Here is a 12,032-nt window from a genome sequence, read left to right on the forward strand (position 1 = left end):
TGTCTAGCTTCGACGGACAGGACGTCCTAGTGCCGATAGTCATAAGGACGTGGCGTTATCATCGGCCAGCGCCTACCCCCTCGAGGTCTTAAGTCAATCCTCTTTGTGGCAAAAAGCGCCACACCGAGGCTCGGCTTAAGCTTGGCAGATAAGAAAAACTTTCTTACTGCATAAGTGCAACTAAGGCTTTCGCCACTCGGCGACAAGCCAAGTTTTCTAATCGGGGGTGACCAAGGCACTTACGCTTTTCTATAGAGGAGGCTGAGGCCGTGCCTGCGGTAAAGAAGACACTGTGAAAACGAATAGTTTGAACAGATGTCGCACTTATGCGCCTGGTGAAAGCGAAGTGTTTTTCCGTAGCGGTATTCATAAGCTAAACTACTGCGCATAATAGATCTTATGTGCAAGACTATTCATACTTGAAAGCAATAATCTTTTAGAAAACAGCCTTAACAAAAGAGTGAAGTAGGGGGCATCTTTTTAAATGAATAATAGACTTTTTCGTGATGCGATGGGGAAGTTTGCTACAGGTATCACAATTGTAACAACTGAATATAATAAAGAAATAAAGGGTATGACCGTAAATGCATTTATGTCTGTTTCACTGGAACCAAAATTAATCGCGATTTCAATTGATGAAAAAGCAAGTATGTACCCGATTTTACAGGAAAACAAGAAATTTGGGCTTAGTATATTAAAAGAGGATCAAAAGGAACTTTCCATGATATTTGCCAAACAAATAGAAAAAGATAGGGAAGTCCCTTATAAATTTCTGGATGAAATACCTGTTATTGATGGTTCTCTTATCACATTGTCATGTCATGTGACAGAAACGGTAAAAGCTGGTGATCATTTAATTTTTATTGCAGAAGTTTCAGAAATGAATACCAGTGATGAAGACACAAATCCGATACTTTTTTACCGAGGAAAATATAAAAGCATCGATCAAAACTAGGGAAAATGTAGGATATGTCGTATTTTATCTTTTACTAAATTTATCCCGCATAATAGAGGTGAACTACATGCATATTAAAGACTTCATGATTACCGATACAATATATGCAACAAAAGAAACAACGCTAGAGGAACTATTAGAAACATTGGTAAACAATAAAATTGGCGGTGTACCTGTTTTAGATGAAAACCATAAGTTACTTGGTATGGTGACAGATGGAGATGTCATTCGCTATTTACAACCTAAGGGAAGAACAGTATATGATATTTTTTCCATGGTGCTAGTAAACGAAAAAGAAGATCTAGAAGCAAAATTAAACTATACAATTCATGACACAGTTGAAAAAATCATGAGACGTAAAGAAATTTGTACAGTTCATGAAGATGATGATTTAGAAAAAGCGTTACTTATATTTTCTAAGAATCGTTTTAAGAAAATACCAGTTTTAAATAATGAAGAAAAGGTAGTTGGTGTGGTAAGCCGAGGCGATCTTATTCGTTTTATATCCACTAAATTAATATCAAGTAAAAAGTAACCTCTTTGTAAAAAGATTTCTGGTCGGTATCTAAGAAGGTCAGAAATCTTTTTTCATAAGTTAAGAAAATTTTAGCTAAGAAGTGGACTCGACGTTGCTTAAATTTTAATGTCCCAAGTATAAGAAAAACTAACACATTCGTTAAAGTACGAGCGAATGCGAGTTTTTCTAATTTAAGGTAGAATTCCCGTTGTTGTTTCCTTATAATTAGAATAGTATTTGAAATGAGAAAGGACATACAGTGGACATGATACAAGATAAAACTCGTTTATTATCAACAGCACAACATTTAGTTGCACTTCACAACATAATGTATCAACATCAAGATTACAAGAACGCCTCAAAGGTAATCGACTTATATGAAAAACATGAGAAAGAAGAATTAATCATTAGTTTTGCTGGCCATTTTTCTGCTGGTAAATCATCCATGATTAATATGCTCTTAGGAGAAGAAATTTTACCAAAGAGCCCCATTCCTACTAGTGCAAATATCGTAAAAATCACATCTGGAAAAGGGGAAGCACGTATATTCTTCCGTCATGAACAACCTATAGTATATAAAGAGCCATATGATATGGATACGATTAAAGAGTATTGTAAAGATAAAGATACCATTCAACGTATCGAATTAGAGACCTCTAAAAAGATTGTACCTGATTCATCTGCCATCATGGATACACCTGGTATTGATGCTAGTGATGATGCAGACCGTTTAATAACGGAAGGATCTTTACATTTAGTAGATATTTTATTTTATGTAATGGATTATAACCATGTCCAATCGGAAGAGAACTTACAATTTTTATCAGCTTTGCATGAAAAAAACATTCCATTTTATGTCATCATTAATCAAATAGATAAACATGACGAATCTGAATTAGCTTTTTTAGCATTCGAGAAAAGTATTCAACAAACATTTCAGGAATGGGATATATACCCAGAACTGATTTTTTATAGTTCTTTAATCGACCCATCGGCTGAACATAATCAATTCGATACGATAAAAAAGACATTACACAATATGATGACGAAAGAAAAAGATAAGTATGTAGGAATGAATAATGCCGTTCATCAACTTGTGGAAGACCACAAGCAATTTCTGACTATGGAATATGAAGAGAAAATAGACGATTTACAAGAGGTGGAAGGTCAAGAAGAGGTGGATTTTAGTGAAATAGAATCCTTAGCTAAAACCCTCCAAGCATTACGTGAAAAACCGAAGAAATTAGAAGCGGAGTATCAATCAATCGTTAACCATACGTTAAAAAACGCTTATGTAATGCCAGCTGAACTACGAGATAAAGCAACTTCTTTTTTAGAATCGCAACAACCTGACTTTAAAATAGGCATTTTTGCTTCTAAGAAAAAGACCGAAAAAGCAAAGGCAGACTATTTAGCAAATTTCCTCCAACCATTACAAGAAAGAATAGAAACAGCCATACAATGGAAGCTACGTGATAAGTTAATAGATTTCTTAAAAACGAATGACATGAATAATACATTCATTATTCAACAGGTTCAATCACTTCAAATCTCCTATTCAGAAGAAGACCTTATACGTCTTATAAAGCCAGGAGCTAAAGTAAATGGAGATTCTGTTTTAAATTATACTAATGAAGTTCGTCAAGATATTTTAAATAAATATAAACAACAAGTTCGTTCAATTTGGGATGTCATCCAACAGTATTATAATGAGCAAATTAAAGAAGAAATAATTACTTATGAGGAAAAACTATCCAGCTTAGAAAAAAAACAATCCATTCAAAACCAAAAAGAAAGTTTACAATCGGAGTTAGAACAAAAGCAGAGGCAAATCGATGAACAATTCCAGACGATCCCAGATGAAAAAGCATGGGAACTGCTAAAAGATCAACAAAATAGTAGAAATAGTAAGGTGGAACAAAAATGGATGGAAGTAGACCATTCTCCACGATTGAATGAAAAAAAAGATTCAACACAAAAAATAGAATCAAAGTCAGCGGATAAACAGTTTCAACAAGATGATATTCTTAAACATATTAACAAGATTAACAAAACGATAAATGGGGTTCCAGGATTACAAGAAATTCAAGCCAGCTTACAACAGAAACAACATCGGTTAACAAATCGTTCTTATACCATTGCATTATTTGGTGCTTTTAGTGCCGGTAAATCTTCCTTTGCTAATGCACTAATAGGAGACCAAGCATTACCTGTCTCACCAAATCCAACTACGGCAACAGTCAACCGAATCAAACCAGTGACAGAAAAATATAGTCATGGGACTGTTGTTATTACATTTAAAAGTCACTCAGAAATACTTCATGATTTAGAGCTAATTTTAAAGCATTTCACACCGCCAACTGGGGATGTCGCAGCCATTTTAAATTGGGTGGAAAATGAGCAGATTACCGAAAGTAAGCAACTCAACAAAATGTATCAATCCTATTTACAAGGTATGATATCTGGCTTTTCAAGAACAAAGGATTCAATTGGAAACAGCATTCCAGTAACAGTGGAGGAACTACGTGACTATGTAACCGATGAAACGATTGCATGCTTTGTTAAAACAGTTGATTTATATTATGAATGTGCCATTACAAATCAAGGGATAACATTAGTGGATACCCCTGGTGCTGATTCTGTAAATGCACGTCATACCAATGTTGCATTTGATTATATTAAGGAAGCAGATGCCATTCTGTATGTTACTTATTATAATCATGCATTGACACGTGCTGATCGTGACTTTTTAATGCAATTGGGTCGTGTAAAAGAGACGTTTGAACTTGATAAGATGTTTTTCATTGTAAATGCAGTTGACTTAGCAGAAAACGATACAGAAGTAACCCTTGTTACCGACTATATTGAAGAGAAGTTAGTCGAACTAGGAATTCGTTTTCCACGTCTATTTCCTGTATCAAGTAAACAATCTTTACAAGAAAAACAAGAAAGAAAGCTATTAAATGAAAAAATGATGCATTTCGAGGAGAAGTTTTATCACTTTTTACATCATGAATTAGCGGCATTAATACACGACTCTATATTACGCGACTTTGAACGAAGTTATTTCATGCTAGAGAATTATATAGCATCATTAGAATTAGATCATGAAGAAAAAGAGAGATATAAACAGCAATTAATGGAAAATCATGATCAAAGTATACAAGTGATTAACCGTTTTAATCCTCAATTGTTTGAAGAAAATATTGAGCAAAAACTAACCAAACAATTATTTTACGTATTAGAACGGTTATCCATTCGTTTTCATGATTTCTTTAAAGAAACCTTTAATCCTACGACAATTACGGAGTCTGGAAGTCGAGCAAAATCTCAACTTACAACGAATTTACAGGAACTTATTGATTATGTAGGGTTTGAATTAAAACAAGAGGTTCAAGCTGTTTCGCTTCGAATTGAATCCTTTATGAAGACACAGGTTAACGATATCTATGAGGACTTACGAACGAAATTAACACAAATTGATCATACAGTGGTATTACCTAATGTTGAATCGACTTATTTTGAGACACCTGAATTTAACCTAGCATTTCAATCAATAGATATGAAAACCTTTGACAAAGTGTTAGCTACATTCAGGGGAACAAAAGCATTCTTTGTTAAAAATGAAAAAGAGAAAATGAAAGAAGATCTATATAGAGTGTTAACGCCATATGCTGAGGAGTATTTGGAAGATATCAAATCAACTATGCTTGTCCGCTACTTGGATCAATTTAATAATACCATCAATCGTTTAAAAACTGAGGTTCACAAACATATTGATATACATCGGGATGATTACCTCAAATTAATGAGCACACCAATAGATATCAATGAGTTAAAGGATAAGCATGATAAAATACAGGCAATTATAGATCATTATAATTAGAGGAAGTGCAAAAGTGGAAAGACAAAAAGTATTATTAATTGATGGAATGGCTTTATTATTTCGAGGTTTTTATGCAACGGCCTTTCGCGGAAATTTTATGAAAACAAAAAAAGGTATCCCAACAAATGGAATTTATCAATTTTTACGCTATTTTTTAGATGCTAAGAATCAGTTTGAACCTAGCCATGTTATATGTTGTTGGGATATGGGTTCCAAGACATTTCGAACAGAACTATTCGATAGGTATAAAGGAAACCGATCCGAACCACCTGAAGAACTTATTCCACAGTTCGATCTTATTAAAGAAGTCACAGAAGCATTTAACATACCAAATGTTGGGTTAGAAAATTATGAAGCGGACGATTGTATTGGCACTTTAGCCAAGCAATACGCTAATATGCATGATGTCATTATTTTAACTGGTGACCAAGATATTCTTCAGTTAGTTGATGATGGGATCGAAGTGGCCATTATGAAAAAAGGGCAAGGTAATTATGATGTCTTTCATCAGGCAAACTTTTTAGAGAAAAAGGGAATCACACCCAAACAACTGATTGATTTAAAGGGATTAATGGGGGACACATCAGACAATTATCCAGGTGTAAAAGGAATCGGTGAGAAGACGGCTTTAAAGCTTTTACAAGAATACAATTCAATTGAAGGGATTTTAGAAAATCTAGAAAACCTGTCAAAAGGAATTCGGACAAAAATTCAAAATGAAATCGATATGCTACACCTATCACGACATCTTGCCGAAATAAAGTGTGATGTCCCTGTAAGCTGTTCATTAGACAACGCACTTTGGAATTATGATCACCGACAAGTTGAAGCTAAATTAACAGAACTAGAATTTAAAAATATGCCAAAATGGCTTTAAAATCCAATATAATTTTTTTATCAAGCTTCGGCACGTAACTTCGTGCTGGAGCTTGGTCATTATTTATTAATTTTAGACTTTTTCACATATTCCAAGATGGAAGGAAGTCACGTTAAAGTTATGTCGCATTATAGGTAAACCGTTAGATAAACTTCATCAAAATAAGGTGAGGGCAGTCACAGTCTTTTAGAAAAAATTTAAAAATGATCTAGCTACTTACTGTTTTTTTTAGTCTTAATCTTTTCGAATAACAAAGCTAGTTTCAATTACAATTGCAAAAAGTAACGTTGCAGCTGCAAGATGAATCACTGCATATGATATGGAAATATTAGATAAAATGGTTAGAATACCAATTAGTAATTGTATGAAGATAATAATAGTTGCAACAACCATTCGACCTTTTAGTAATGATAGATTGTTTTGAAAAACATAGTAAGTAATATAAACGATATGTATACTAACGATAAATGCAACATACCGATGGATAGTTTGAAAAAAGCCTGAAATGGAGTTTGGGAAAAATGAATTATTACAAGTTAACCAACCACATGCTAATCCATAGTGATTATGCTTAACATAGGCTCCAAGCCCAATCGTTATAATTAAAAGTAAAGTTAGAAAATGAAAGTGCTTTTTCAATGATTGGCTTTTTTCAGATGAAGCATGAGATTGATTACGCCAAATCCATATAAGAAGTGCCAAAAAAATCATGGCAATTAATAAGTGAATAGTAATGATAACAGGTGGTAAATGATAAAATACAACAATTGCACCCATAATTAACTGGATTATTAACAGTGTAAGTAACCAATTAGCTACATGGCGTACTTTGCTATTGTCTTCTGTTTTTAGTTTCCAAAAAATAATACTCGTAAAGATAAATAAGATAGCACCAATCACACGGTGTCCAAATTCAATTAATGTTTCACCTTGTAATTCTGGTATCACTTCTCCATTACAAAGAGGCCAATCGGGACCGCAACCCATCCCTGATTCAGATGATGCTACATAACCACCGAAAACAATTAAAAAATAGGTAAGTACAATCGTAATAAATGTTAATTTTTTCAAATACATCACTCCTTATTATAAAATCATTCGTATTATATCAAATAGTTTGAATCTTATTTGTGTTTTGTATCACTTCATGGTACATTTTCTTTAATGTAGACTTAAGAAAAAGGAAGGAGGAATACCATGGCTTTTACCTCTAGTAGCTTACAATCGTGGAAACAACGTTATCCAGAACTTACAGATATCTTAAATTTAATACCTACATTGTGGTTAAATCCTAAAGTAAAAGAACTGGATTCTATTTCAACTATGCCAGTCACGAAACAAGACATCTATGATGCGGCTGATTTATTTGAACGTTTTGCACCTTTTTTAGAGGCAGCATTTCCAGCTTTACAACAAACAAATGGCATCATTGAATCCCCTTTAAAACCAATCAACAACATGAAAGCAGCACTACATAGGTACTACAATACTGAAATTAACGGAAATCTCTATTTAAAATGTGACAATGAATTACCAGTTGTCGGATCAATCAAAGCAAGAGGAGGTTTTTATGAAGTCCTTCATTATGCGGAAACCTTAGCAATAGAGCATGGGTTATTACAAAAAGGGGATTCCTATGAAGCATTTACAAGTGAAGAGTTTAAGCAATTTTTTCAAAACTATTCGATTGGTGTTGGTTCTACAGGAAATTTAGGTTTAAGCATCGGTATCATGAGTGCAGAACTTGGATTTAATGTAACTGTCTATATGTCTAAAGATGCAAAGCAATGGAAAAAAGATTTACTCCGAAAAAATGGAGCACAAGTTGAAGAATTCTCAGGTGACTTTAATGAGGCTGTTTCAATCGGTAGAGAAAAAACAACAACCCATGCAAATGGATACTTTGTAGACGATGAGAGCTCAAAACATTTATTTTTAGGATATAGTGTTGCAGCATTAAGATTACAAAAACAAATAGAAGCAGCAAATATTCCTGTTGATAAAAATCATCCTTTATATGTCTATTTACCATGTGGTGTTGGAGGCTCCCCTGGTGGTATTACGTTTGGCCTTAAACAAGTGTTTGGTGATCATGTTCATTGTTTTTTTGTTGAACCAACCCATTCTCCAGCAGTATTAATTGGACTCTTAACAGGTGAAAAAGATAATGTGAGCGTGCAAGATTTTGGGATAGATAACATAACAGAGGCTGATGGATTAGCTGTTGGTCGAGCGTCTCAATTTGCAACTTCTATTAGCGAGCACCTTATTAGTGGTATATATACAATAAAAGACAACGACCTATTTCAATTGTTATCAATGTTAGTTGATGCAGAAGAAATATTTTTAGAGCCATCTGCAACTGCAGGATTATTAGGTCCCAAGTCTGTGCTTCAATCGAGTTACCAAAATACCCATCATATTGATTCCGGTAACATTACACACATTGCTTGGGCAACTGGGGGATCACTTGTACCAGATAGAGAACGTCAAGAATTGTATAAAAAGGGGAAAGAAATTCTCCAATCAAATTAATGTACATGAAAAAACCTATACCAAAAGATAATTGGTACAGGTTTTTTTGCTTTTTTATTTTTAGTTGTTTCGGTTATTGTTACGTTTACGACTACGATTATTGTTTTGGTTGTTGTTATTATTGTCATAATTATTATTTTGATCTAGATCATCAAGAAACTCATTTGCAAAATCAACATTTGCATTATTTTGATTATTGTAGTTATTTTGGTTGTTGTTACGACGGTTACGGTTATTATTATTTGCCATCTGTTCGTTATCTCCTTTATTTTTAATTTTTTTGAAGTGAATTCACTTCACACTTATTATGGCTTATTCTATAGAAAACATCCAAAACCGCTAATGGTAAAAAATTCTATCTTCGTCGAGAATTTTTAGGTTTAATATTCGACATAACAAAGTACTTAAAGGGGATGATAGAATCAGGAGGTGAATGTAATGACTGTTGGAACACAATTACAACAAACCATTTCAAGTTGCGAAAGTGCACTTGCTAGTCTCCACAGCTTTGCTTTAGAAACACAAGATCAAAATGCAAAACAAATGTATCAAAATATGGCAAATCAACAACAAATGATTCTAAACAACTTAAATGCTCGTTTACAATATGTTCAGTCTGAGGAACCACAGTACAAGCAAAACTAATTATTTTCTCAAAAAGACCATCGTTTAGGATGGTCTTTTTGAATAATCACTTCAATGGAAAAATGGATTCTTTATCACTATAATAAGAGTATTATATCCGTACATTTAGGAGGCCTTTTATGTATTTTCCTTCCAAGAAAGATCGATGGTTATCCATTATTCTATGGGGTGTTTCTCTTGTTGGGATTATAATCCCTTTAATAACAGGGAGTATTTTAACCGTCATTTTTACTGTTCCGTTAGCAATAATTTTATTATGGTTCTGGTTCCGAACGGGTTATTTAATAGAAGAAGATAAGATAAAGGTACGCTATGGACCTATTAGACAAACCGTTAACATAAAGGAGATAAAACGAATACATAAACGAAAACTGCCATTATCTGCACCAGCATTATCAATGGATCGGATTGAAATCATGTGCAGTAAATTCAACGTGGTAACCATTTCACCTGAGAATCAGGAAAAATTTATCGAAACACTTTTAGCCATTAATCCAGCCATCAAATTAGATGATCACCTTAAAGAAAAAATTCAGAGCAAAAGGAGGTAACTATATGAAGGTAGTTGATACGGTAGCGGATTTAGTTGGACAAACGCCAATTGTAAAATTAAATAAGCTTGTACCTAAGGGTTCTGCCGATGTTTATGTTAAATTGGAGTCATTTAATCCTAGTAAAAGTGTTAAAGATCGTGCAGCTTATAGTATGATCCTAAAAGCAGAAGAAGAGGGAAGAATTAAGCCTGGAGACACCATCATCGAACCAACAAGCGGAAATACTGGAATTGGATTAGCAATGAATGCGGCAGCAAAAGGGTATAAAGCGATCTTAGTTATGCCTGATAACTCAACACAAGAACGTAGAAACCTTTTAAAAGCATATGGAGCAAAAGTAGTGTTAACACCAAGTGAGGAAAAAATGCCTGGTGCAATCAAAAAAGCATTAGAATTACAAAACGAAATCCCTGGGAGTTTCATCCCACAGCAATTTGAAAACGAAGCAAATCCAGATATACACCGCAAAACGACTGCTTTAGAAATATACAAACAAATGAATGGTCAATTAGATGCATTTGTTTGTACAGCAGGAACAGGTGGGACTGTTACAGGTACAGGGGAAGTATTAAAAGAGAAAATCCCAAACCTATACATAGCAGTTGCTGAACCAAAAGGGTCCCCTGTCTTATCTGGTGGTAAGCCTGGAAGCCATAAATTAGTTGGTACAAGTCCTGGATTTATTCCAGATATTTTAAATACATCTATTTATGACGACATTGTTCAAATTCATGATGAAGAAGCAGTAAATATGTTTAAACAACTTCCACAGAAGGAAGGAATATTTATTGGATTATCTGGTGCTGCAGCGGTTGTCACTGCAATACGTGTTGCAAAACGGATTGGAAAGGGAAAACGTGTCTTATGTATTGCACCAGACACAGGTGAACGATATCTAAGTATGGACTTATTTCATGAAAACTAAGTTGTAAAATCAGTTTTAGAGGAGTTAGTGTTTTTTATCATTAACTCCTCTTTGTTTTGTTCAATAGGCTTAATTGTACATAATGTTACGAGAATAAAGAATAATGGGTAACGGAGCTATTTGTTTTAATAAAATATTCATCTCTGATGCATTATTAATGGAAAGTGTTAAAAAATATCACTAGTACATTATTACGAGTGGGAGGGAGGGATAACATTTATGAAGAAGCTTTGCATTATTGGAATGATCATGTTAATGGCTTTTCCGATAACAGCGAATGCTGAAATTAAGCATTTTAAGGAACCGCCTTTTGAATTCTATAAAGTTTCTCCAGGTGATTCTTTTTGGTATATTGCACAACGTTATGGCTTAGACTACCGGGAGTTAATGCGCCTAAATCCTAATGTGGAACCAACCAATATGCTGGTTGGCTCTGTTATTCGATTAAAGTCTTCTGCGCCAAGTCCTAGTAATTTTGAACAGCAAGTAGTGAACCTTGTGAATAAGGAAAGATCAAAGCAAGGTTTAGCACCATTAAAACACCGTGCAGATATTAAAAATGTCGCAACCAAAAAAGCACAAGACATGATTAATTCAAACTATTTTTCTCATACCAGTCCAAATTATGGATCACCGTTTGATATGTTGAAAACATTTGGGATTAGTTATCAATCAGCAGGGGAAAACATTGCAAAAGGACAAAAGACACCTGAGGAAGTGATGAACGCATGGATGAACTCTGCTGGACATAGACAAAATATTTTAAATCCCGATTTTAATTCCATTGGCGTAGGATACTATCAAGGTGCATGGGTACAACTGTTTATAAAATCTAGATAATAAATAAGTCCAATTGAACGCTCAATTGGACTTATTTATCCCGCATGTAACGGGCAGTAAGACCCCCACTTCAAGATTTCAGGAGATCCAAGAAAGATAAGTGGGGGATCAAACTGCCCGTATTAAATGTCCGATTTGTTCAACTAACAATCAGTGGAGGGGAAAGGAAACCCCCACTGATTGAAGTTTCACTTTATTGGATTTTGCTAAAAGCTCGTAAACACCTTATTGCATAGTTGATATATTATGCGCAGTAATTGTTTAGTACGCTAAAACAGCAAAGAATTTGAAAAGAGCA

11 protein-coding genes are annotated in these 12,032 nt (G+C 34.2%); 9 read left to right on the plus strand and 2 right to left on the minus strand.

Annotated elements, in window-relative coordinates:
* Positions 1-484 precede the first annotated feature (484 nt).
* The 4 genes from GHC26_RS02960 (at position 485) to GHC26_RS02975 (ending at position 6,235) form a co-directional block, all read left to right on the plus strand.
* A complete protein-coding gene (locus GHC26_RS02960) occupies positions 485-955 on the plus strand; it encodes a flavin reductase family protein (protein WP_163969781.1) in 471 nt (156 codons plus the stop codon).
* A 67-nt stretch (positions 956-1,022) separates the two neighbouring features.
* Positions 1,023-1,490, plus strand: coding sequence for a CBS domain-containing protein (locus GHC26_RS02965; protein WP_163969782.1), 468 nt, complete (start codon positions 1,023-1,025; stop codon positions 1,488-1,490).
* A gap of 247 nt (positions 1,491-1,737) precedes the next feature.
* Positions 1,738-5,358, plus strand: coding sequence for a dynamin family protein (locus tag GHC26_RS02970; protein ID WP_226376854.1), 3,621 nt, complete (start codon positions 1,738-1,740; stop codon positions 5,356-5,358).
* Between the two features lie 13 nt (positions 5,359-5,371).
* Complete coding sequence (locus GHC26_RS02975; RefSeq protein WP_163969784.1) at positions 5,372-6,235, plus strand: 5'-3' exonuclease; 864 nt, start codon at positions 5,372-5,374, stop codon at positions 6,233-6,235.
* Positions 6,236-6,469: 234 nt separating this feature from the next.
* Here the strand turns inward: GHC26_RS02975 and GHC26_RS02980 are convergent, their stop codons facing one another.
* Positions 6,470-7,312, minus strand: a complete 843-nt coding sequence (locus tag GHC26_RS02980) for a COX15/CtaA family protein (protein WP_404821764.1) — start codon at positions 7,310-7,312, stop codon at positions 6,470-6,472.
* Between the two features lie 120 nt (positions 7,313-7,432).
* Between GHC26_RS02980 and GHC26_RS02985 the strand changes: the two genes are divergently transcribed.
* Complete coding sequence (locus GHC26_RS02985; RefSeq protein WP_163969786.1) at positions 7,433-8,770, plus strand: D-serine ammonia-lyase; 1,338 nt, start codon at positions 7,433-7,435, stop codon at positions 8,768-8,770.
* 60 nt (positions 8,771-8,830) lie between these two features.
* Here GHC26_RS02985 and GHC26_RS02990 read toward each other — a convergent pair whose 3' ends face one another.
* On the minus strand, positions 8,831-9,019 hold the full coding sequence (locus tag GHC26_RS02990) for a hypothetical protein (RefSeq protein WP_163969787.1): 189 nt from the start codon (positions 9,017-9,019) through the stop codon (positions 8,831-8,833).
* A 189-nt stretch (positions 9,020-9,208) separates the two neighbouring features.
* Here GHC26_RS02990 and GHC26_RS02995 point away from each other — a divergent pair, with 189 nt between their 5' ends.
* From GHC26_RS02995 to GHC26_RS03010, 4 genes are all read left to right on the plus strand, one after another.
* Positions 9,209-9,415: a DUF1657 domain-containing protein gene (locus tag GHC26_RS02995; protein ID WP_163969788.1), complete on the plus strand. Its 207-nt coding sequence runs from the start codon at positions 9,209-9,211 to the stop codon at positions 9,413-9,415.
* Positions 9,416-9,534: 119 nt separating this feature from the next.
* Positions 9,535-9,966, plus strand: a complete 432-nt coding sequence (locus tag GHC26_RS03000) for a PH domain-containing protein (RefSeq protein ID WP_163969789.1) — start codon at positions 9,535-9,537, stop codon at positions 9,964-9,966.
* 4 nt (positions 9,967-9,970) lie between these two features.
* Positions 9,971-10,894, plus strand: coding sequence for a cysteine synthase A (gene cysK, locus GHC26_RS03005; RefSeq protein ID WP_163969790.1), 924 nt, complete (start codon positions 9,971-9,973; stop codon positions 10,892-10,894).
* A gap of 219 nt (positions 10,895-11,113) precedes the next feature.
* On the plus strand, positions 11,114-11,734 hold the full coding sequence (locus GHC26_RS03010; protein ID WP_163969791.1) for a CAP domain-containing protein: 621 nt from the start codon (positions 11,114-11,116) through the stop codon (positions 11,732-11,734).
* Positions 11,735-12,032 lie beyond the last annotated feature (298 nt).

Source organism: Oceanobacillus halotolerans, from assembly GCF_010993955.1.
GTDB lineage: Bacteria > Bacillota > Bacilli > Bacillales > Amphibacillaceae > Oceanibacillus_A > Oceanibacillus_A halotolerans.

Coding starts and splice junctions, on each gene's coding strand:
- GHC26_RS02960 (WP_163969781.1), top strand. CDS start 485: ATGAATAATAGACTTTTTCGTGATGCGATGGGGAAGTTTGCTACAGGT.
- GHC26_RS02965 (WP_163969782.1), top strand. CDS start 1,023: ATGCATATTAAAGACTTCATGATTACCGATACAATATATGCAACAAAA.
- GHC26_RS02970 (WP_226376854.1), top strand. CDS start 1,738: ATGATACAAGATAAAACTCGTTTATTATCAACAGCACAACATTTAGTT.
- GHC26_RS02980 (WP_404821764.1), bottom strand. CDS start 7,312: ATGTATTTGAAAAAATTAACATTTATTACGATTGTACTTACCTATTTT.
- GHC26_RS02985 (WP_163969786.1), top strand. CDS start 7,433: ATGGCTTTTACCTCTAGTAGCTTACAATCGTGGAAACAACGTTATCCA.
- GHC26_RS02990 (WP_163969787.1), bottom strand. CDS start 9,019: ATGGCAAATAATAATAACCGTAACCGTCGTAACAACAACCAAAATAAC.
- GHC26_RS02995 (WP_163969788.1), top strand. CDS start 9,209: ATGACTGTTGGAACACAATTACAACAAACCATTTCAAGTTGCGAAAGT.
- GHC26_RS03000 (WP_163969789.1), top strand. CDS start 9,535: ATGTATTTTCCTTCCAAGAAAGATCGATGGTTATCCATTATTCTATGG.
- cysK (WP_163969790.1), top strand. CDS start 9,971: ATGAAGGTAGTTGATACGGTAGCGGATTTAGTTGGACAAACGCCAATT.
- GHC26_RS03010 (WP_163969791.1), top strand. CDS start 11,114: ATGAAGAAGCTTTGCATTATTGGAATGATCATGTTAATGGCTTTTCCG.